Here is a 22,081-nt window from a genome sequence, read left to right as displayed (position 1 = left end):
GCTAGCTTTTGCTCCTTTAGTCCTTTCGAGTTAGGGCTAGCCTTTGTTTAAAATAAAAAGGAGAAAAAAATGAAAAGATGTTTAAAATGTTTGTTGGCTATTGTTGCTTTTCTCGGCCTAGTTATCGCATTCAGCAAGGAGACAACGGTAGAGGCTAAAACAGTAGATATTACCGTTACAAACTCAAGTTTGTCTCACACTGAGATTACGGGCTCAAATACGACAACAATGTCTATGGACTTCTCAGTTCCAAATGAAGCAGTCGCAGGAGACACGACAACCATCACACTGCCAAATGAACTGACCTTTAACAGAAACCAAAGCTTCAATGTCACTGATGCAAACGGAACGGTTGTTGCAACAGCTGTGATTGATTCTGCTTCCAAAACTTTGACCATGACCTACAGTAGCTATGTCAATACACATGATAATGTGACAGGGACTTTAAATTTTCAAGTAAAAGTTGATAAGACTGTTGTTACAGGCGATACAACCATCCCTGCCAAAGTTCAAGTCGGAAACAATGAGATTACCGTTGGAAGCGGCAGTATCGGCTACGGCGTAGGTAGCGGCGATGCAGACCTTGATTTCTATAAGTATGGCTACGTTAATTATGATGAAAATGAAATCACCTATGTTATCGTTGTCAACACCAGCAACGCATCTGCATCAAATGTTGTTATCACAGATGAGCTGAAGTCAGCCGGTCTGTCTTATATTGATGGCAGCTTTTCTATCCGTACGGGTAACTGGTATAAAAATGCTTCTAATCAATGGAGTTTAGGCAATCCATCAAATGTTACAGCTAACTATTCTGCTAATGTGTCCGGCAATTCCTTCACACTCAATCTGGGAAACATTACACAAGGCTTTAGCATTTCTTACAAAGTTTCAATTGACCGTCCGCTTGTTAATGGTGAAAAGCTGGTTAATACTGCCACAGCTACGTCAACTGAAAAGGGCAGCATCAGTGCAAATAATACTGTTGTTTACCAAGCAGCCAGCGGTACGGCCAGCGGCTACAATTACAGCCTGACAATTGCCAAAAAAGATAAGGACGGCAATGTTTTGGCAGGTGCTGAATTTACGGTTACCCGCAAGTCAACAGGAGAAGTAGTCGGCACTGTTACAACAGATGCAACCGGCTCGGCCACAATCAGCGGCTTATTAAGCGATGACTACATCATTACTGAAACAAAAGCCCCAGATGGCTACAAACTGGCTAGTCCAGTCACTGCTAAGGCGGATAATTCGACTGTAACGATTGTTGACGAAAAAGATTCTCCGACAACAACGACGACCACAGAGGAGCCTACAACGACAACAAATGAGACGACCTCTACGACTGAAGAACCGTCGACAACTGAGCCAACGACTGAAAAAGAAACAACAACTGAAGTATCCAATGCTACTACAGAAGGTACAACGACCGCAAAAGATGCAACGACTACTCAAGCAGCTGCTGCAACAACTTCAAGTCAGTCGACTGCTAAGAAAAGAGCGGTTAAGCACGGCCTTCCAAGCACAGGCTCAGAAAATAATGTTCTTCCAATGGTTCTGGGACTTGTGATTGTTTCAGGAGCGGGAATGTTTTATTATCGCAAACAGCGTTAAGCTAAGCTGAATAATACAAAGGGAGTGGGAAAGAAGCCAAAAATTGAAAATTTTGGTTCTCACCGTTCCCTAATTTCTAGGCGGTGACCTGAAACGGTCTCTCCCCAGACCGATTCACTCCCACCCCCGCACAGTTGAATCGGTCGGCTCAAGAGCGTAAAACGCGAACGAAACTGCCAGTCAACAGTGGTTCATTGGCACTAAAGTGCCTAATGAACTGTGCAGGGGAAACTCTAGGTTAGCTAAAGCTGACAGAGTTTCTCCCAACCACTGCCTTATGATGTTAAAATGAACTCTAATTGATGAGGTTGGACTTTTGGCCCAACCTCTTTGTATTATTCATTTTTAATTGTAAATCCATTGTTGACAAAAAAATGTAAGCCATCTATAATATATTTGTAATAATTTTGTTGCAAGAAAGGACTAGAAGTGAAAAGAAAAGGTTTATTGAAACTATTAAAGTTTTTTGGAGCTCTTGCTATCATTTTGCCAATGTTCTTTGTAGCCCTGACCAAGGCTCAGGCAAGCGATGTCAGTAACAACGTTTCATCATTGACGGTATCACCAACTCAAATCAATGACGGTGGAAAGACCACTGTTCGCTTTGAGTTTGATGAGCATGCTCAAAAGATTAAATCTGGCGATACCATAACTGTCAACTGGGATAATTCAGGAACAGTCAAAGGATCGGGTTATGTTAAAACCGTTCGGCTGGAAGTTCGTGGGACTTATGTCGGTGACTTGCAGGTAACAACTGACAAAGCGGTCGTTACTTTCAATGACGCTATCAATGATTTGGATAACGTTACCGGCTGGGGTGAATTTGAAATTGAAGGCCGGAATTTTACCAACACTACTGAAGAAAATACCGGAAGCTTCAAAGTTATAAGCGGCGGAAAGACAGCTGAAGTCAGTGTTGTAAAATCTGCTTCAGGAACTACCGGCGTTTTCTACTACAAGACTGGAGATATGCAGACAGATGACACCGATCACGTGCGCTGGTTCTTGAATATCAATAATGAAAGAGTCTATGTAGATGAAGAGGCTCGTGTTGACGATGACATTCAGTCTGGCCAAACTTTGGATGCAGACAGTTTTGAGATTACTGTAACTGACTACAACGGTAATGTCACATCTTATAGCGGTCAAAGTGGTATCAACCAGCTTGCTAATGAGAAGGGAGCAATTATTTCGGCGGATTCGGCTACTGGCAAAATCAGCGTCTATATCCCTAAAGATTCCGCTCAGTTAACCAGCTATAGTATCATGTACTTGACCAAAGTTGATAATCTTAAGCAAAAGACTTTTGAAAATCACAGTAAAGCTTGGTATAAAGAAAATAATAAAGAAGCTGTTCATGGTAAAGAATTTAACCATTCTGTAGCTAATGTCAATGCTGCTGGTGGCGTTGATGGAGATAAAACAACGACCGAGGCGCCAACGACCACAACAGAGAAACCAACGACAACCACGGAAGCGCCAACCACCACAACAGAAGGTCCAACGACGACAACGGAGACCCCAACCACTACGACAGAGAAGCCGACAACCACGACGGAAGGTTCAACCACCACAACAGAAGCACCAACGACGACCACGGAGACCCCAACCACTACGACAGAGAAGCCGACAACCACGACGGAAGCGCCAACGACGACCACCGAGGGTCCAACGACAACAACGGAAGCGCCAACCACTACAACAGAAGGTCCAACGACGACCACGGAAGGTCCAACGACGACAACAGAAGCGCCGACGACAACGACCGAGGGTCCAACGACAACAACGGAAGCGCCAACCACTACAACAGAAGGTCCAACGACGACCACGGAAGGTCCAACCACGACAACAGAAGCGCCGACGACCACAGAAGGTCCAACGACTACAACGGAGGGCCCAACCACCACAACGGAAGGTTCAACGACAACGACCGAGGGTCCGACAACCACAACCGAAGTTCCAGCAACCACAGAAGCATCTTCAGAAACAACAAAAGCTGAGGAGACTACTACTAAAGCTAAGGAACCAACAACAACGACATCAGCTCCAGCAGCTACAAGTTCCAACAAATCTAATAAGCCATCAGGCAAGCAAAATGCTGGTGCTAAGGGACTTCCAAGCACAGGCGAAGAAAGCGGCACTGTTTTGTCACTTTTTGGTCTTGCAGCTGTCTTAATGACTGGTCTATTCTATTACCGTAAACATCATGGCTGATATTGATTGAAAATAGGATGAAAGAGGCAGGGACAATAGTCTTAGCCTCTTTTGCTATTTAAGAAAAACAGTTTAGGACAGTATTTGCTTACTCTAAGTAAGGTCCTTCAGTCGGGGGACAAGCAAGTTTTTTGAGCACAGTGATTGGGAGCCAAGACAAAGGGTCTCGAAAAGTCTGTTGAATTATGATAGAATACAATTGGTATCAGGCTGTTTTTATTCGAAAATAGTAAGATCAACTAGGAAGGGTTTGTATGAAATTATCAATCGTCGTTGCTTTTTACAATGAAGAAAAAATGATTGAAAAAACACATAGTGAGATTTCCAAGCAGCTGCAGAAAATGATCGCAAAAACTAGTATTGATGACTATGAATTGGTTTATATCAACGATGGCAGCAAAGATAAGACCTTAACATTGATGAGGAAAATTGCTGCTCAGGATCAGCGGGTCAGATTTATCAGTTTCAGCCGCAATTTTGGACGTGAGGGTGCTATTTTGTCAGGCTTAAGGTATGCAACTGGTGATGCTGTCATGCTGATGGATGGTGATTTGCAGCATCCGCCAGCACTTACTCCAGATTTTGTGGCCGCCTTTAAAGAAGGTTACGATGTGGTCAGCGGTCAGCGAGACCGTCAGGGGGAATCAAGGCAAAGTACCTTTTTTGCCAGGCTGTTTTATCGTTTTTCCAATCGTCTAATGGATGTACAGCTGACTGACGGTATTTCAGAATTTAAACTGTTCAGCCGGAAAGCTGTCAATACGATTTTGTCCTTGCCGGAATATAATCGTTTTTCCAAAGGAATTTTCTCCTGGATTGGCTTTAAAGAAAAGATTATTCCTTACAAAAATCATATCCGAGAAGCTGGTGAGAGTAAGTTTGGCTTCAAGCGTTCCATGAATTATGCCCTTCAGGGGATTATCTCCTTTAATGACAAACCTTTGCGTATCTGTATTCAGTTTGGTTTTGCCTGCATTGGTTTTGCTTTGCTGTATCTGCTAGTGATGTTTATCGCTTATTTTGTGAAACCGGAGACTCTGGTCAGCGGTTATTTCACTACTTTAGCGGCCATCATTCTTTTTAGCGGCGTACAGCTGATTTCGATAGGAATTCTGGGCGAATACATTGGTAAGATTTACTATGAAGTGAAACGGCGTCCGCATTATATTGTGGATGAGACTAATATTGAGAAAGCAAAAGAGGATCTAGTCGGATGAGTCACGCAACACGTAAAGAAAAAAAGCAAAGATTGCCTTTCAAAGAAAATAAAAAAGCTCATGTGCTCCTTTTGAGTGCGCTTCTTCCCATGCTGATTATGCTTGTGGTCTGGCTTTTCATGGGTGTTTTTCCTTTTGGCAGAAATACCTTGATGGCTGTTGACTTTGGCCAGCAGTATATTGGCTTGTATGGCTTCTTAAAGACCACTGTTTTGACTGGAGATTGGTCGGGACTTTTCTATTCCTTTTCCAAGTCTATTGGCGGAGCTATGATTGGGGTCTGGGGGTTCAATCTCATCAGTCCTTTTAATCTTTTGTATATTTTGCTGCCGCTGACCCAATTCAAGTGGGCTGTCTTTTTGACCATTTGGCTGCGTTACGGAGCAATGGGACTGAGTTTCGCCTATCTTTTGATCAAGCGTTACAAGGCTATGGATTATAATCTGTGGCTGCCTCCCCTTATGGCAGCAGCTTACGCTCTGTCAGGCATGATCGTTTCTTATCAGATGAATCCCATCTTTTACGATGCCATGATTATGCTGCCCTTGCTGATTATATGCTTGGAAGAAGTGATTGATGGCGGAAAACCGTTCAAGTACATCTTTCTTTTGGCTCTGACTATGCTGCTGCATTTTTATATGGGCTACATGATTTGTCTCTTTATTGCTCTTTATACATGTTATTATGCCGCCCCTCGACTGGCAGAAAAAGGGGATTGGAAGGTAAAGCTGACAGCATTCTTTCTACCTGTCTGGCGTGTTGTCTATGCTTCTGTTCTGGGGATAACAGCAGTGTTCTTTCTGCTTTATCCGATCTTTTTAAATCTTTTGCGCAGCAAAGGGGCTTATGACAGTCCTATGACCTTCAGCTTTGCTTTGCAAATTAATCCTTTGGATATTTTATCAAAACTGATGATTGGCGGTTTTGACAATGAATCTTCTTGGGCCGCTGGTCCTAATCTGCCTAATATTTACGTGGGTGCTTTGGCTCTGGTTGGCTTCTTTCTCTACTTTGCACAGGCTAAGGCTCATAAGTTTCGCAAGATTGCAGCCGGTCTTATTAGTTTCATTTTCTTTGTTTCCATTGTTAATGAATTTGCCAGCAAAATCTGGCATATGGGGCAAAATCCGGCCGGTTTCTTCTATCGGTTTTCATGGATTCTTTCTTTCTTTATGGTGCTCCTTGCTTATCAGGCTATTAGAGAAGACAAGTATCTGGGCTGGAAGGGGCTGGTAACAGGAGTTGTCTTAAGTTTTGCTTCGGCTTATTATGTTATTAATCATAGTTATACTTACATTGCCAAAAGCCAGCCCAAGGCTCTTACAAGTTTTGTCAATCATCACAGCATATTGACAGGACTAGTGATAGTGGCTGTGTTTGGTGGATTGGCAGCTCTTGCTTGGAAAGGTCTTAGCCGTTACAAAGAAGCCAGGCTGTGTGCTGTTGCGGCTAGTTTCTTCGCTGTGGTCGTGTCCTTTTTCCTGCTGAGCAAGGGATTCTTACTGTCTCAGGTGTCTTTGACCTTTCTTAGCTGGCTTTTAATCTTAGTGTACTTTGCGCTGCGTCCAAAGAGCAAGCTTGTTTGGTCTGCTTTGGCGCTGATGACTGCGCTTGAATTGGGCTACAATGCTTACCTTTCACAGGTTACCCTGGCCTATGCCGATGCTTATAAGTTTACAGATGTCACTAAGAGCATGAAAGAACTGGCCAATGTTATCAAGAAGAAAAATAAGGCTGGCTTCTATCGGGTAGGATCAAGCTTTCTTTACTCAAAAAATGATCCTTTCCTCGTTTCTTACCCCGGTTTAAGCAGTTTTAGCTCCAATATGGAAAAATCAACTATCAATCTTTTCAATTCGATGGGAGATGTTGGAGGCAATGCGGCGACTTTTTATGCCAACGGAACGGCTTTGACAGATGCTCTCTATGGCGTTCGCTACTATATTGACCGCAAGGAATACACGGCGACAGATATGGAACAGCATCCCAACTGGCAGTTCTTCAACCGTAATTCTACGCGTTCAGATCTCAAAGCTTACTACAAACCTATTTATGAAAATAAGCGGTTCATAATTTATGAAAACCCTGATGTCTTTTCTGCAGCTTTTGGAACCAATACGCTGACGCGAAATATTAAGTTTGGGCTTAATAATCCCGTTTCCAATCAAAATATTATCCTTTCATCAATGTCTGGTGTTGAGCAGAAATATTTTGAATATGTCGGCATTCCCAAAATTGAGCTGTTCAATATGCAGGAAGTCAATGAAAACGGCCAACGGATTTTCAAACGTATTGATAAGCAGCAGCCTGGTACGGTTAGGATTATTTTTACGCCTCAGACTGATTTTACCTACTATTTCCAAGCGCCTTACAGTCTGCGCAAGTCCATGGGCAATATTTCCATCATGCTCAACAACCAGTGGTATCACTATTCACAAAGTTACGACCAAGTTCAGCTCTGGAATTTAACGGATAAAACACCAGGTCAAGAAATGGTTCTGCAGCTGCAAACCTCCAAGGAAGATCAGCTTGATTTGACAAACATAGCACTGGTCCGAGCCGATCAAAAGGCCATCAGGAAGGTTCTAAAAGAACGCCTGAAGCAAAATATGACTGTCACTAAATGGACGAACACCTTGGTTAAAGGCCATGTCACTATCACAGATAAGAGCAATGTTATGATGACAAGCATTCCTTACAATCCAGGCTGGACAGTGAAAGTAGACGGTAAAAAAGTACAGACCAGTGAAGCTTGGGGAAGTCTTTTGTCCTTCCCGATTACGAGCGGGAAACATCAAATTGAAATGACCTTCCTGCCCCAAGGACTGCTGACGGGAATTGCCGTTTCCATCTTCTCTCTGGCTCTTATTGCTTTCTTAAAGTGGTACGATAACAGGACAGGAAACGATGAGCTATTTTAACAATAATTTGTCTGGTTAGGAAGAATTATGCTGATTAAAAAGATTTTAGTGACTGGGGGAGCTGGTTTTATCGGCTCTCACACCTGTGTTGAATTACTGAATCAAGGTTATGACCTTGTTGTTGTTGATAATTTGCTTCATTCAAATTCCAAGAGCCTGAAGGTTATTGAGGCTATCACTGGCAAGCCGCTCAGCTTTTATCAGGCTGATATCAGAGATCAAGAGAAACTAACTGCCATTTTTGAAGCAGAAAAAGTTGATGCTGTTATTCATTTTGCTGGTCTTAAGGTCGTCAATGAATCCAGCAGTATGCCTTTGGATTATTATGACAATAATGTTTCAGGGACAGTGACACTTTTGCAGGTGATGAAGACTTTGGGCTGCAAAAATCTGATTTTTTCATCGTCTGCCAGTGTTTACGGTAATGACGCTCCGGTACCGGTGCCTGAGGATTCGCCGCGTTCAAGCCTGACGCCTTACGGCCGGACAAAACTGATTATTGAAGATGTGCTGACGGATTTGGCTGCTTCAGATGATGCCTGGAATATTATTATTCTGCGGTATTTTAATCCTGTCGGTGCTCATCCTTCAGGCGATTTGGGAGAGGATCCCAAGGGTAGCCCCAACAGTCTGATGCCTTATGTGACTCAGGTTGCACTGGGAAAACTGGAAAAGGTTCAGGTCTTTGGCAGTCATTATGATACCAAGGATGGAACTGGGGTTCGTGATTACATTCATGTGGTTGATTTGGCGCGCGGTCATGCTGCAGCCATCCAGAAACTGAAACCTCACTCGGGTCTTTCCGTTTACAATTTAGGAACTGGAAAAGGCTCTTCTGTCTTAGAGGTGATTAAGGAAATGGAAGAAGTTGTCGGTCACCCCATATCTTATGAAATTGCTGACAGACGCCCTGGGGATATTGCTGTTTCTTATGCTGATGTCACCAAGGCTAAAAAGGAGCTCAACTGGCAGGCAGAATATGATCTCAAGCGTATGTGTGAAGATGCTTGGCGCTGGCAGACCAAACATCCTAATGGCTTTGTAGGATGACAGCCTGAGACTGGCAATTCTTAGCAGTTTGCTGTTTCGATGTGATTAATTAGGAGGCGTGGGGATAGGTGACCCCCATGCTCTTCTTTTTAAAGCCCTATGGGTCTTAAAAGAAGCCTGAACAATGATTTTGAAGGAATAATGAGTGAAAAATAAAAATGGAGATACGATGGTAGCAAGGAAAGCAGAAGATATACAGACGGTTCAGGGGACCGAGATTTCTCAAGGTAGCCCGCAGCTATCGAAAACCTTCAGCCGCTCGCAGCTTAGATCCAGACAGCAAAAAGAGCCTAGCCGACATGATGATAGCAAAGAAAGAGCGGAGAAATCCCCTTTTAAAGATGGGCTGAGCTTCTTGGCAGCCTTTAGTCTGCCGATTCTGGTGATGGTGATTGTTTTTGCTGTGATGAAGCTCTATCCTTTTGGCACAAAGACAATCATGAGCGGTGATTACACCCTGCAGTACATTCCGCTTTACCGCGCCTTGGGACATGCCTTTAAACACCTTGATATTGGAGCTCTTTTCTGGTCCTGGCATAAGGGAATGGGCGGCGTGATGCCGCCTGTCTGGGGATTTAACAGCCTCAGTCTCTTTAGTTTAGCGATTGGTTTAAGTCCGGCTAAATTCCTTAACTTAGCTGTTTTTCTGGTAACCTTGCTGCGTCAGGGATTTGCGGGCCTTAGTTTCTACTATTTCCTCCACAAGCGTTATGAGGCTTATCGCAATCGGCTGCTTTCAGTCTGTATTGCTGCGGTTTATGGTTTGAGCGGTTTTCTGATTGTGCATCAGGTCAATCCTAACTTTTTGGACAATCTCATCTTACTGCCGCTGTTAATCATCGGCCTAGAAAAGATTCTGGATGGGAAGGGCAGTCTTAAGTATTCTTTAGTCTTAGCTGCTATGTTTATCACTCAGTTTTATACGGCTTATATGGCAGCGCTCTTTGTTGTAGTTTATAGCTTTTATTATCTCTTGGCAAAGAAAGCTGCCTTTGTTTTCAAAATCAAACAGCTCTTTCGGCTTTTTCTGTACTCTCTTTTGGGGGTTGGTCTGAGTGCTGTTTGGCTGCTGCCGGTTTTTTATGGTTTGCTGGATACCAAAGTAGCAGGAGGGGAGCAGTATCCTTGGGTCTTCACCTTTCTCTACAATCCTCTCAAACTGTTAATCAAATTTGTTCCAGGTGCTGCCAGCGGAGAAGAGTGGGGAGATTTCAATAGCCTGCCCAATTTCTACGTTGGTGTGCTTGGCTTTGTCGGCCTGTTTAATTTCTTTTGGACGAAGACCATTGACCTGCGAAAGAAAATCAGCAGTTTTGTCTTGCTGGCGTTTTTACTGGTCGCCTTTTCCAATGCTGCTGTCATTCGGTTTTGGCACATGGGACAGATGCCGGTTGGCTTTTATTACCGCAATGCCTGGCTGCTGAGCTTCGTTTTCCTGCTTATTACCTACCAAGCTTTTCAAAAGGTCAGTTCATGGAGCCGTCTGCAGCTGTCGCTCACCCTTGTTTTGGTGCTTTTGGCCAATGTTTATGTGTATTTTGCAGTGCAGGAGAAATCCTATACTTTGGTCACTATTTGGCAGCAGCTTACTATGCTTGTGCTTGCGGCTTTAATTGTCTTGCTCTTTTCATGGCATTCTGCTAAGAGCTGGCAGCTTTGTCTATTGCTGCTTTTAAGTATGGCTGATATGGGCATTAATGCTAAATTTACAATCGAAAGAAATCTATGGCACAGTCCCAGCTCGGTTTTGGAGGGAGAAAGCAAGCAGGAAGCTTTCTATCACAAGCTAAAACTGCCTAAATCAACTTTGGCACGTATGGAGAAAAGCAGTGCCAATACCTGGAATGATTCACTGACCTATAATTATTACGGTATCAATCATTTTACGTCCAGTGTCGAATACAAAAATTTAGAATTTTTAGGAAATCTGGGGCTGCCTTCCTCAACAGCTATTTCGATGTATGCAGGCGGCACACCGCTGACAGATGCACTATTTAATCTGCGTTATTTTGTGGACAACGGCATCTGGAGTTATTCAGCCAGAAAAGACTTGAGCAAGTACTATCAGTCTGTTAAACATTTTAAAAATGCAAGCTTGTTAGAAAATAAAACAGTGTTTGGTTTAGGGTTTTCAGGGGATGCTGCTATGCTCAAAACCAAACTGGACGATAAAGACGTCGCGGCTAATCAAAATAAGATTTTCCACGGCCTTTCAGACAGTATGGAAAACCTTTTAGAGCCTTATCAGACGGATATGACACTGGATAATGTCACATTAATCAATGGCGAAAATGGTCAGCAAATCTACAGGCGCCAGTCATCTAAACGTCCTGGGATCATTCGTTTCAAGTGGACTCCTGCAGACAGCAATGCCTATTACCTGTATTCTGCGAGGATCAGCTCAGACAATCTGTCTCATATCAAACTGTCTGTAAATGGGCAGGCTTACACAGTCTTTGACCGTTACCGCCATCCTCAGCTGTGGAACTTGACAGCTGACAGCAAAGATCAGGAACAGACTTTTGAAATTCAGCTGACAGATAATAATCCGCTGGATATTGCTGATTTGAAATTTTACCGCTTTAATGACGACAGTTTTCAGACCTTTGTAAGTCAGAAAAAAATTGCTAGGTGGAACCCTAGCAAGGTGACGTCAAGATCGCTTTCTGGAAAAGTGACACAAGTTGAGGGCAAGGATTATTTACTGACCTCTATTCCTTATAATTCTGGCTGGCGCGTGAAAGTTGACGGACAGCGCGTGAAGGGCCAAGAAGTTTGGAATGCCATGCTGGCCTTTAAATTACCTGCTGGTAAGCATCGCATTGACCTCTATTATGTTCCTCAGGGAATCATCTCTGGCGGGCTTGTAACCTTGCTCTCAGCCGTTTTATCCATGGCTGTCTTGCAAAAAAAACGCCGTCAAAAGAAGCTAGCAGAAGAAGAGGACTTTGATGAAGATGAGTTTGACTGAGAAATTCTGCCTATTCTGTAAGGTTTGCTGCTAAGCCGAAGGCTGATAGGCACTCAAAATAAAATTCAGGACAGTAAAAGAAATGTGAAAACAAGAGACTTATTTTTTTAACAATGCTGCGATAGAAAAAATGCTACACTTGAGAATGACCAGCTGTTTGATGGTATTGAGGCTGCTGATTTCACTGCCCTTCTGAAAATCAGTCATAGCCAGTTTTTTCACCTTTAGTACAGTGTCTAAATATATTTTGCACTTTACGGTTGTTCTGCTGGACAGTCAGTCTTGCCTGCAGCACTTTTTAGGCATCTGGTAAGTGGTTTTTATGGAATAAGAAAAGCGGGACTGTGCCTTTGAAGGGCTGTCCCGCTTTTACTTTACATTTCGCTTCTTTTGAAAGTGAGATTTGCCGCTGCCAAGTTCATCAGAATCAAAGCTACTACCAGCAAGAGCAGCAGCTGGTAACGGTGTAGGGAAAAATGTCCCAGCAAGAGATCAGATTGTTTTTGGATAAGCAACAGCGGACTGAAATCTTTGATAGGTCTCATGAAGTTGATTAAGAAAAAAGCCACAATTGCAGTGAAAATTCCCAGCAGAACAGCACTATTTTTCTTGAACAGTGAAGAAAACAGGAGGATCAGACTGATCAAGAGAAGGCCAAAAAGCCAGCTTCCCAGATAGGCTGTTATTTTGTGCAGCCCCTTGTTATTAAAATAATATAAGGTATAGCCATAGTGGACAGCAGATCCTGCAAGATAGGTAAAGCTCCAGATGAAAGATAGAACACCAAATTTAGCTATAATAACTGATGTTTTAGACAGTCCCTTGGTGATTAAATTAATCAATGTGCCTTTTGCTAATTCCTGAGTAAGTGTGCTGCTAAACAAGAAAACGAGAATAACAAGGCCTAATTGGTTGATATTTTTAAAGTATTGGGTATAGGAATCTATGTAAGTTGGCTCGGGAATAATTGGTCTTAAATTTTTAGGCAGCAGCTTAGCCATAAGATCCGGCATCATAAGGGCAGTAAAGGGTCCCAGAATTCCAAAAAAGATGCCGCAGACAAACATTGCTGCGCTTCTGTGAGTTTTTATATTTTCTAACCATTCTTTTTTGAGCATAACTGATAAATAGTTCATGATATGACCTCTAAATACAGCTGTTCTAAGGACTCATCTGCTGCCTCTATAAAGGTAGGGAAGACTCCTAGCTCCATCAGTTTTTGATAGAAATCCTGTAAAATGTCACTGCTAGTAGCAGTCTTTTTAGCAGGGAGATAAATTTTTATGCTGTTTTCATCCTGTTCAAGCTGGAAGTGCTTCTTCAAAATTGGGCGGTCTTCTTGTTTGACTTTCAGCACAACAGTATAAAGGACTTTGTCCTTTTCTACGCTGCGAGCTTTTAATTGGCTGAGATTTTGAATCGTGTGTTTGCTCAGTACCAGCACATCGTCGCAGATTTTTTCAACATCGGACAGTATGTGCGTTGAAAAGATAACCGTCTTTTTCCCTCTTAAATTTGAAATAATATCTAAAATATCCTGTCTACCTTTGGGATCAAGGGCACTTGTCGGTTCATCACAGATGAGTATTTTAGGATTGTGAATAAGAGCCTGAGCCAAGCCTAAGCGCTGTTTCATACCCCGGGAATAAGTGGCAATCAGCTGATTATTATCTTTTAAACCAACCTCTTCCAACAGAGCGTCCACCCGCTGAGGCTGTCTACCATGAGAAAATCCTGAGCATAATTTAAGGTATTCTACAGCAGTCATATAGTCGTAAAATTCAGGTACATCAGGCAGATAGCCGATGAGTTTATTGGTAGGAGTACTGCCAAAGGTAACTTTTTCATTAAAAATGTGGATGTTACCGCTATCAATCTTGGTTAGTCCAAGTATCATTTTGAGGGTAGTTGTTTTTCCTGAGCCGTTTTGGCCGACAAAACCATAGATTTTATTTTCATCCAGTTCCAAAGATACCTGATTTAGAATATGTTTATCTTTAAAAGATTTGCTGACTTTCTTAAATGTTACGGCCTTCATTGCTTTTTGCCTTCAATCGTGATAAATAGGATTGGTCCCAGAATATTGGCACATAAGATGATTACAATCCAGGCTGCTTTATTGAGATAACTTGTCTGTCTGATTTTTTTAAGTTTGACAAATGCTATGATGATTAAAATCAGCTGCAGCGCAAACAGGGGAATGAGGAAGGGAAGATAGGTACTAGGAATCGTAAGGTTCATTTTTCAGCTCCTTTTTCAGTTCTTGAATATCCTTGATAAAAGATTGGAATTGTGGGTGGCTGTTTAGTTTAGAAAAGACTGGTGCATCAAAGGCCTTTTCCATTTGATCAATCAGCAGTTTTTTGTTGGTAGGCGGAAGGGTTCCCATTGGCAGTGATTCAAGCCAGTTGTCTATCGCATAAAAGAAGCGATCCCCATGCAGCTGAAATTGCTTGAGCAGATTTTTGCAGCACTGCATCAGCTTGGTTAAAAAGGCTATTGCTTTTTCTTCCCCCGAATCAATATAATAAAGGGCTAGAGTATAGTAGCATTTGATGGCAGAGTTAGGATGCAGCTCCTCTAGTTTAAAAAGATCTATGAGACCAATCATTCGCCTGATGATTTCATCGTTGTTTTCCTTGGTCTCATAACTGATTAAAGTTGACAGAGACTCAACCATTAATAAAATTTGCTGATAAAGCTCTACCTGCAGGACTTCCTTAGCTTTTTCAATATCACCTTTTAGGGCATAACTGTTAGCCAGTATCAGTTCCTCGCCAAGTTTATAAGGCCTGTTATGATAGATTTCTATAATGTCATCGTATTTTTCATTTTGGAAGAGGATAATCACTTTTAGCATAATAGCTGACTGAATTTCAGTTTCTGCCGAAGCATGGCTGATAATCCTGTTCAGCAGAGCCAAAGCCAGTTGTGCAGTCCGGTCTTTTAAGCCTTTATTGTCTAAAAAAGAGTTGACCATAAACTGAACGAGCATGAGCAGGGTCTTGTAATCATTTAAATACTGCTTAGACAGCTTTTCAATATTAGCCAAGCTTTGATCAGCTGTGAATTTCTTTTTGTTATTTTTCAAATCATTAAACAGTTGACTTCTTTCCTGTGATGAGAGGATCTTTTTGTGGCCAATTAAATCATCGACACTGATATTAAATAAATTAGCCATTAAGACAAGATAGTGAATATCAGGGGTAGCCTGATTGTTTTCCCACTTAGAAATGGTTGCCTTTGTTAAATGTAAGTACTCACTCAGCTGTTCCTGCGTAAAATTAATCCTAGTTCGATTTAAGTAGATGTTTTGACCAATGTTCATAAGGCCCTCCTTGTCTTTTATTATATGGTATCTTCTATAGAAATTAAAGTTCCGATCTGGATACATATAGTAAAAGGAATTTCCCGTTTGGAAACTGCTGATACAAAGATTAAGAGTAGCGAGCAGCAGCTGTTATAAAAAAGTTCGTCAAAAAAGCCTGATATGACAGAGCTTTGAATGGATAGCATGTCTATCATTTTGACTGTATAATTAGTTGAAAAATCTATATTTCCTATGCTAATATGAAGATAGTATCATGAATAATAAAAAACTTTATAGTATCTATTTGTTACCTACTTTGCTTCAGATTATTTTCTTTACTGCTATTGCTGGCTTGTTCCAAAAAGCTGGCTTTGAATTAGGCTACCATTCATTTTTGGGAATGCTTCTTATTGTTTTAGCTGGAATTTCGTCAGCATTGTGGGGTGTCATTTATCAAAAAAACTGTCATGGAAAAAGCCCTCTTGAAATTCTAAAGGAGTTCTTTGATGTCAGACAGCCCATGCAAGTTTATCTATTCGTTATAGCTTTTCTGGTAATAGATTTTGGCGCAATTATCATAGGTAATGGCTTTAGGGTAGGAAGTATCTGGCTACCATTTCTGTTTTTTCTGAAAGCACTTGTATTTGGTGGCATAGAGGAAATAGGCTGGCGCTATTCCTTTCAGCCTGATCTAGAGAAAAAACTTTCTTATGCTCTGGCAACGATCATTACCTTTATTTGCTGGGGAGTTTGGCATATCCTCTTTTTCTATATCGATGGAAGCCTTACAAGTGTTGGCCTGCCCTCATTTTTGTTGGGCCTATTGACAAATTCTTTTATCCTATCAGCCTTATTTGTCTATTCCAAGAGCCTGTGGATTTGTGCCATGACCCATGCCTTAATCATGCCTTAATCAATACCCTTTCCCAAATTTCTGTAGATGATAGCGGCATTGACAACGTCATGCTAAAAGTAGTATGCATGTGTTTTGCCCTTGTTTTAGCTTATACAGTAAGAAAGAAAGGTCAGAAAACACCGGCTAGTGGAGCCAAGCATGCCAAAGAATTTGAGGAGAATAACCATGGTAACTATTAAATTTGATGATTTTATACAAGATGAGTTCAAGCAAGATGGCTTCAAAACTGGCTACTTAGCAGAAAAAGCAATCTTAGAGAGTGCAATTGCAGTTTTTAAAACCAGACAAAAAGCCGGTCTGAGTCAGCGTGAACTTGCTGAACTGTCACACGTCCCTAAGTCAACTATTGCTCGAATTGAAGGAGAGAATAGCCAGTATTGAAACATGAGTAAAATGGCTTTCCACTTAATCCTAACGCAGATGCTAATTAGCAGTTGTATTTGTCTTGTGCCTGCAAAAGTAGTACAGCAGCACTAAATAACAATGAGGGAGTATTATGATGACTACTAAGAATTTTCAAAAGAGAATGGATAGAGCGTTAGAAGATTTGTTGTTAAATCGCCTTGAGCGTAAAAAAATTGACCTTGATAATTCTGATGATGCCGCTGAATTCTTTGATGAAGAATTTCCTGAGTATGAGGAGAATAATGAGACCTTGCCATATGCTTATGATGAAAAAAATGAAGTAGATTAGATAGTGATAAGTATGCCAAAAATTAAAAGGACTTAGTCCTGTACAATACAGAATTAAATCCTTTCAATAATATTTCTTGTCCAACTTTTCGGGGTCAGTACAAGGATCTAGCCGTTTTTATTATTGTTGCCATTTTTTAAACGTCGCACCGATTGTGGTCGGGGCAGTGCTGGCACTATTTTCCAAACGGCAAGATAGGAAAGATGACGATTAAGTGCCGCTAGCCCGGACGCAGTATTCGCAGCTGTGTAAAAAAGCACAAAGAAAAGCCTGATATGACAGGCTTTTTCATCATATATCTATACCCCCTACAGGGCTCGAACCTGTGACCCATGGATTAAGAGTCCACTGCTCTACCAACTGAGCTAAGGAGGCAAAATGCTGTATTGGCACCGATGATTCACGTTTTGTATTGAACCCGCACACTTAAAGCAGGTGGGCAACTCGCTTCTCCTTTAGTTGCTTCCGCGTGAAACGGCCTGCATACTGGAGAATGACTTCTGTTTCCCGATAATACAAAAAAATAGTCGGTCAACACTTGGATGTGAATTCGTATGCCACAGCAATCTTCTTTAATTATGATACCATAATGTTAAAAAATTTCAAGCTAAAAAATTTATTTTTTCTAGCAGCCTTATTTTAGAAGCTTATCGATTTTGTCCTTGTTAGCTCCAAGAGCCCGCTCATATTTGCCGGTTTGATTGGCTGTGAAATAGTTCGCTCCTTTGATTTTATCGGGGAGGTATTGCTGTTTAACCCATTTTTCAGGGTAGGCATGCGGGTATTTATAATTCTGCGCATTGCCCAGTTCCTTGCTGCCTGTGTAATGACCGTCACGCAGATGGCGCGGAATGGGGAGATTTCCATTTTGCCCAAGGTCAGCCAGAGCTGCATCAATAGCTTCATAAGCAGAATTGGACTTGGGAGACAAAGCCAAATCGATTACGACATTGGCAATTAGAATCCTAGCTTCAGGAAAGCCGATCTGTTTGGCAGCTTCAAGTGCTGTTACTGTATGGATTTGGGCATCGGGATTAGCCAGTCCGATATCCTCGTAAGCAATGACAATCAGCCGTCTGGCTAAGCTAGGCAGGTCTCCCGCCTCAATTAGTCTGGCTGCATAGTGCAGGCTGGCATTGACATCCGATCCGCGAATGGACTTTTGCAGGGCGGACAGGACGTCGTAATGACCATCTCCGCCTTTATCCATGGTAATATAGCTGCGCTGCAGACTGTTTTCTACAGTATCTAAGGTGATATGGCGTAAACCGCGGTCATCCGGCTGGGTGGACATAACGGCTAAATCAAGTGAATTATAAGCCGAACGCAAATCGCCATTAGTAGCTGAAGCAATAAAATCAAGGGTGTCATCATCTAGCTCAACTTCAAAATTAAAGCCGCGTTCTTGATCAGTAAGGGCAAGCCGCAAAGCCTGCTTGATGTCCTCGTTGGACAGTGGCTCCAGCTCGAAAATCTGAACCCGGCTTCGGATAGCGGGTGTTACTGAGAAAAAAGGATTCTCAGTTGTTGCCCCAATCATGATAATTTGACCGTTTTCCAAAAGCGGCAGTAAAAAGTCCTGTTTCGTTTTGTCCAGGCGGTGGATTTCATCCAAAAGAAGCACTAAACCGCCTGAGAATTTAGCCTCTTGGGCAATTTCCTGCAGGTGTTTTTTAGTATCTGTTGTCGCGTTAAATGTACGAAAAGCATATTTTGTAGTTCCGGCAATAGCAGCAGCTATAGAGGTCTTACCGATGCCGGGCGGCCCGTAGAGAATCATTGATGACAGACGATTGGCTGCGACCATGCGCGAAATGATTTTTCCTTCACCAACCAAATGCTGCTGTCCGATCACTTCAGAAATATCCCGCGGACGCATGCGCAAAGCTAGATTATTAATCATGATTTTCCTTTCTTTGTTTTTTAAAGCAGTTAGGCTGCAGGATGTTTCGTCAAATCAAAAGTGAAAATAAGATCGTCAACATACTGACCGCTAAGAAAGAACTGCCGCTTTAAACGAGCCTCTAGGCAAAAGCCTAAGCTTTCATAAAAAGCAATAGCAGGGCAATTAGTAGACAGCACATGAATGAGAACGATCTGATAATCATTTTTTACAGTGTCTAAAAAGGCTCGAATTAGTTTTTTGCCAATGCCTTTTCTGCGCTGACTGTCAGCAACTGCGATACCGAAGGTAACAACGTGGCTGCCGCTTGGAAAGGAATAGAGCGGACCGTAATCAAGGACAGCCAGAATGCAGTTCTTTTCTTTAGCCACTAAGAAATGCCTGCCGTTTTCAAAACTTTTAATGAGCTTGTCTTTGCTGGCAACAGGCAAGGGAGCAGGTGTGTTTTGGTTTGACCAAACTGCATTTTCCAGTGCAATAACTTGGTCAAGCTCCGTTAGTTCCATAGGTTTAATCAGCATGTTAACACCTCGGTTTTTTAGCACTATTGTAACACATTTTGTTAAAAAAGATGTTTTGGAAGACGAAAAGAGCGGGTATGTTTGAGCTTACAAACTGTTTACTGGTAATGGTTTACAGAATTGACTGTCGGTGCAAAAGTTTGTTCCTAGAGCACTCATGACAATGTTATATGTTATAATGGATAATAGAAGGAAATGACATTAAATGGAGAAACTGATGGCGAAATACGGCTTTTTGTCAGTGCTGGAAGAAGAGTTAGACAAACATTTAGATTTTGACTTTGCTATGGACTGGCAAAAGAAAAATCATGCAGTGGAGGTCACCTTTATTTTAGAGGCGCAGAATCAGGCAGGGGTTGAGACGGTTGATGACTGTGGGGAGACCTCAAATGAGGACATCTTTTTTGAGGATTATGTCCTCTTTTACAATCCTGCCAAGTCCAGCTTTGACAAAGACGACTATCTGGTAGCTATTCCCTACGAACCTAAAAAGGGTCTATCCCGCGAGTTCCTAGTCTACTTTGCGGAAAAGCTCAACGATGTGGCGACCGAGGGCCTCAGTGCCCTCATGGACTTCCTAGCGGACGAGACCGCAGTCGACTTTAGCCTGACCTGGGATGCGGCTGCTTTTGAAAAAGGCAGAGCCGAGTTGCAAGAAACAGAGTTTTTTGGTTATCCGAGGTATTAGACAAGGGAAAATAAAAGAAAGGACAGTTTAGTTAGCTTTCTAAACTGAGTTTGCCCTAAACAAAATAGAAAAAAGAAAAAGAGGGTGCTCGTCATTGATACGAGCGGAAAAGCTAGTGAAAAAGACAGACCTTTTAAGTTCGTGCATGAAGTCATAGCTGAACTTATTCTAAATAAAAAATAAAAGAAAGGGAGTTTGGTTAGTAGGTCTAACTGAACCCGCCCTAAACACTGTGTCAAAAAGATAAAGCTCTCCTAGATGCAAGCATCGTCGGAGACTTTCCTGTTTTGACTTTGTGTTCTACGGGCTTGGTATCTTAAATTATGACCAACTGGCAAGAATTAACCATTACAGTAAATCGTGAGGCAGAAGAGGCTGCCTCAAATATTTTAATCGAATCGGGCAGCCAAGGGGTTGCGATTGATGACAGTGCAGATTATCTTGGCGGCGCCGGTAAATACGGGGAGCTTTTCCCAGAGATTGAGCAGGTTGAAACGGTCAAGATTACTGCCTATTATCCCGAAAGTGTCAATATGGAAGACATCGAAAGAGAAGTCAGCCATCGTTTGGCCGAGCTTTCTGATGTTGGTCTGGAAACAGGTCAGGTGGAGCTCTTCACTCAGGAATTAGCTGAGGAAGACTGGGCTGAGAATTGGAAGAAATACTATGAGCCGGCCCGTATCACCCATGATTTGACCATTGTGCCTTCTTGGACGGACTATGAGGCGACAGCGGATGAGAAAATCATCAAGCTGGACCCGGGTATGGCCTTTGGGACTGGGACCCATCCGACCACCAAGATGAGTCTTTTTGCCTTGGAGCAAGTCCTGCGGGGCGGTGAAACAATCATTGACGTGGGAACAGGCTCAGGAGTACTCTCTATAGCCAGCTCCCTTCTGGGTGCCAAAGACATTTACGCTTACGACCTCGATGATGTGGCGGTGCGCGTGGCTCAGGAAAACATTGATCTCAATGCTGGGACGGACAATATCCATGTGGCAGCAGGGGACTTACTGAAAGGTGTGACCCAGAAGGCGGATGTTATTGTGGCTAATATTTTAGCAGACATTCTCGTCAATCTGACAGAGGACGCCTACCGTCTAATTAAGGATGAAGGTTACCTAATCATGTCCGGTATCATTAGTGAGAAGTTGGATATGGTGCTCGAAGCGGCTTACAGCGCAGGCTTTCTCCTTGAGACCCACATGGTTCAGGGAGAGTGGAATGCTTTGGTGTTTAAGAAGACAGATGATATTTCAGGTATAATAGGAGGCTAGATGCAGCAGTATTTTGTAAATGGCAAAGCAGAAAATCCCGTCACTATCACCGCTAAGGATACCATCAAGCACATGTTTCGGGTCATGCGTCTGACTAAAGGAGATGAGGTAGTACTGGTCTTTGCTGATGGAATTAAGTACTTAGCCAAAGTTGTGGACAGCGAAGCCCACACTTTTGAGCTGACGGAAACCTTGCCAGATAAGGCGGAGCTGCCCGTCCAAGTCACCATCGCATCAGGTTTTCCCAAGGGGGATAAGCTGGAATTTCTGGCACAAAAGACGACCGAACTAGGAACGCATGCTCTTTGGGCCTTTCCGGCTGACTGGTCTGTGGCCAAATGGGACAGTAAAAAGCTGGCTAAAAAAGCTGATAAATTAGCCAAGATTGTTCAAGGTGCGGCTGAGCAATCCAAACGCAATGCCATTCCGCAGGTCAAGCTCTTTGAAAAAAAGTCTGATTTTCTAGCCCAGCTGGCATATTTTGATAAAATTCTGGTCGCCTACGAAGAATCTGCCAAAGAAGGTGAACGTGCTGCTTTGGCGCGTGAACTGGCGACGGTCGAAAAAGGACAAAAGCTCCTTTTCGTCTTCGGTCCAGAAGGTGGCATTTCTCCTGCTGAAATCCAAACCTTTGAGCAAGCTGGTGCGGTCACAGTTGGACTTGGTCCCCGCATCATGCGAACAGAGACCGCTCCGCTTTATGCCTTGAGCGCGGTATCTTATGCGCTAGAATTGATAGACTAGCAAAGATAAGTAAGGTAAATCTAAATAGACTGGAGTAGTCA

19 protein-coding genes, 1 tRNA gene, 1 other RNA gene and 1 pseudogene are annotated in these 22,081 nt (G+C 42.6%); 13 read left to right on the top strand and 9 right to left on the bottom strand.

The genetic code is table 11. From position 1 onward, the window contains the following. Window positions 1–69: 69 nt before the first annotated feature. The 6 genes from SRA_RS08580 (at window position 70) to pgfM2 (ending at window position 11,987) form a co-directional block, all read left to right on the top strand. Window positions 70–1,614, top strand: a complete 1,545-nt coding sequence (locus SRA_RS08580; protein ID WP_003089882.1) for an LPXTG cell wall anchor domain-containing protein — start codon at window positions 70–72, stop codon at window positions 1,612–1,614. A 429-nt stretch (window positions 1,615–2,043) separates the two neighbouring features. Further along, a complete protein-coding gene (locus SRA_RS08575) occupies window positions 2,044–3,828 on the top strand; it encodes an LPXTG cell wall anchor domain-containing protein (protein ID WP_003089879.1) in 1,785 nt (594 codons plus the stop codon). Between the two features lie 254 nt (window positions 3,829–4,082). Further along, on the top strand, window positions 4,083–5,045 hold the full coding sequence (pgfS, locus tag SRA_RS08570; RefSeq protein WP_003089874.1) for a glycosyltransferase PgfS: 963 nt from the start codon (window positions 4,083–4,085) through the stop codon (window positions 5,043–5,045). Beyond that, on the top strand, window positions 5,042–7,966 hold the full coding sequence (pgfM1, locus tag SRA_RS08565) for a glycosyltransferase PgfM1 (protein WP_003089873.1): 2,925 nt from the start codon (window positions 5,042–5,044) through the stop codon (window positions 7,964–7,966). Before pgfS ends, pgfM1 begins: the two co-directional genes overlap by 4 nt. Before the next feature lie 33 nt (window positions 7,967–7,999). Further along, window positions 8,000–9,016, top strand: coding sequence for a UDP-glucose 4-epimerase GalE (gene galE, locus SRA_RS08560; protein ID WP_174267042.1), 1,017 nt, complete (start codon window positions 8,000–8,002; stop codon window positions 9,014–9,016). A gap of 169 nt (window positions 9,017–9,185) precedes the next feature. Beyond that, window positions 9,186–11,987: a glycosyltransferase PgfM2 gene (pgfM2, locus tag SRA_RS08555; protein WP_037611481.1), complete on the top strand. Its 2,802-nt coding sequence runs from the start codon at window positions 9,186–9,188 to the stop codon at window positions 11,985–11,987. A 103-nt stretch (window positions 11,988–12,090) separates the two neighbouring features. Here the strand turns inward: pgfM2 and SRA_RS10530 are convergent. The 5 genes and pseudogenes from SRA_RS10530 to SRA_RS08535 all read right to left on the bottom strand — a co-directional run. After that, window positions 12,091–12,227, bottom strand: a pseudogene (locus tag SRA_RS10530) (LysR family transcriptional regulator); the annotation flags it as partial. Between the two features lie 134 nt (window positions 12,228–12,361). Further along, window positions 12,362–13,123 (bottom strand): ABC transporter permease, encoded by a 762-nt coding sequence (locus SRA_RS08550; protein ID WP_003089865.1) that lies wholly within the window; start codon window positions 13,121–13,123, stop codon window positions 12,362–12,364. Beyond that, on the bottom strand, window positions 13,120–14,025 hold the full coding sequence (locus SRA_RS08545) for an ABC transporter ATP-binding protein (protein ID WP_003089859.1): 906 nt from the start codon (window positions 14,023–14,025) through the stop codon (window positions 13,120–13,122). Before SRA_RS08545 ends, SRA_RS08550 begins: the two co-directional genes overlap by 4 nt. Continuing rightward, complete coding sequence (locus SRA_RS08540; protein WP_003089858.1) at window positions 14,022–14,228, bottom strand: PLDc N-terminal domain-containing protein; 207 nt, start codon at window positions 14,226–14,228, stop codon at window positions 14,022–14,024. The genes SRA_RS08545 and SRA_RS08540 overlap by 4 nt, the downstream gene beginning before the upstream one ends. After that, on the bottom strand, window positions 14,209–15,315 hold the full coding sequence (locus SRA_RS08535; protein WP_003089857.1) for a helix-turn-helix domain-containing protein: 1,107 nt from the start codon (window positions 15,313–15,315) through the stop codon (window positions 14,209–14,211). Before SRA_RS08535 ends, SRA_RS08540 begins: the two co-directional genes overlap by 20 nt. A 256-nt stretch (window positions 15,316–15,571) precedes the next feature. Here SRA_RS08535 and SRA_RS08530 point away from each other — a divergent pair, with 256 nt between their 5' ends. The 4 genes from SRA_RS08530 to SRA_RS08520 all read left to right on the top strand — a co-directional run bounded on the left by SRA_RS08530 (window position 15,572) and on the right by SRA_RS08520 (window position 16,907). Then, window positions 15,572–16,210 (top strand): CPBP family intramembrane glutamic endopeptidase, encoded by a 639-nt coding sequence (locus SRA_RS08530; RefSeq protein WP_003089856.1) that lies wholly within the window; start codon window positions 15,572–15,574, stop codon window positions 16,208–16,210. 50 nt (window positions 16,211–16,260) lie between these two features. Beyond that, window positions 16,261–16,392 (top strand): hypothetical protein, encoded by a 132-nt coding sequence (locus SRA_RS10495; RefSeq protein ID WP_263641521.1) that lies wholly within the window; start codon window positions 16,261–16,263, stop codon window positions 16,390–16,392. After that, window positions 16,379–16,594 carry a helix-turn-helix domain-containing protein gene (locus SRA_RS08525; protein WP_003089854.1) on the top strand — a complete coding sequence of 72 codons (216 nt, stop codon included), beginning with the start codon at window positions 16,379–16,381 and terminating at the stop codon, window positions 16,592–16,594. Before SRA_RS10495 ends, SRA_RS08525 begins: the two co-directional genes overlap by 14 nt. Window positions 16,595–16,709: 115 nt before the next feature. After that, window positions 16,710–16,907 carry a hypothetical protein gene (locus tag SRA_RS08520; RefSeq protein WP_003089852.1) on the top strand — a complete coding sequence of 66 codons (198 nt, stop codon included), beginning with the start codon at window positions 16,710–16,712 and terminating at the stop codon, window positions 16,905–16,907. Between the two features lie 302 nt (window positions 16,908–17,209). On the opposite strand, the gene SRA_RS08515 is transcribed toward SRA_RS08520, so the two are convergent. The 4 genes from SRA_RS08515 to SRA_RS08505 form a co-directional block, all read right to left on the bottom strand. Next, window positions 17,210–17,282, bottom strand: a tRNA-Lys gene (locus SRA_RS08515). After that, window positions 17,282–17,476, bottom strand: a non-coding RNA gene (gene ssrS, locus SRA_RS10060) — 6S RNA. The genes SRA_RS08515 and ssrS overlap by 1 nt, the downstream gene beginning before the upstream one ends. A gap of 65 nt (window positions 17,477–17,541) precedes the next feature. Beyond that, window positions 17,542–18,810, bottom strand: coding sequence for a replication-associated recombination protein A (locus tag SRA_RS08510; RefSeq protein ID WP_003089850.1), 1,269 nt, complete (start codon window positions 18,808–18,810; stop codon window positions 17,542–17,544). A gap of 29 nt (window positions 18,811–18,839) precedes the next feature. Next, window positions 18,840–19,331 (bottom strand): GNAT family N-acetyltransferase, encoded by a 492-nt coding sequence (locus SRA_RS08505; RefSeq protein ID WP_003089848.1) that lies wholly within the window; start codon window positions 19,329–19,331, stop codon window positions 18,840–18,842. Between the two features lie 217 nt (window positions 19,332–19,548). Here SRA_RS08505 and SRA_RS08500 point away from each other — a divergent pair, with 217 nt between their 5' ends. From SRA_RS08500 to SRA_RS08490, 3 genes are all read left to right on the top strand, one after another. Then, the gene (locus SRA_RS08500; protein ID WP_003089847.1) at window positions 19,549–20,019 is read left to right on the top strand and encodes a DUF3013 family protein; all 471 of its coding nucleotides are present in this window, start codon (window positions 19,549–19,551) and stop codon (window positions 20,017–20,019) included. A gap of 323 nt (window positions 20,020–20,342) precedes the next feature. After that, complete coding sequence (gene prmA, locus SRA_RS08495) at window positions 20,343–21,296, top strand: 50S ribosomal protein L11 methyltransferase (RefSeq protein ID WP_003089845.1); 954 nt, start codon at window positions 20,343–20,345, stop codon at window positions 21,294–21,296. Then, the gene (locus SRA_RS08490; RefSeq protein ID WP_003089843.1) at window positions 21,297–22,040 is read left to right on the top strand and encodes a 16S rRNA (uracil(1498)-N(3))-methyltransferase; all 744 of its coding nucleotides are present in this window, start codon (window positions 21,297–21,299) and stop codon (window positions 22,038–22,040) included. Window positions 22,041–22,081 lie beyond the last annotated feature (41 nt).

This window comes from Streptococcus ratti FA-1 = DSM 20564, from assembly GCF_000286075.1.
GTDB classification, from domain to species: Bacteria; Bacillota; Bacilli; order Lactobacillales; family Streptococcaceae; genus Streptococcus; species Streptococcus ratti.
The sequence above is the reverse complement of the archived record's forward strand: the minus strand, read 5'-3'. Positions and strand labels throughout refer to the sequence as shown.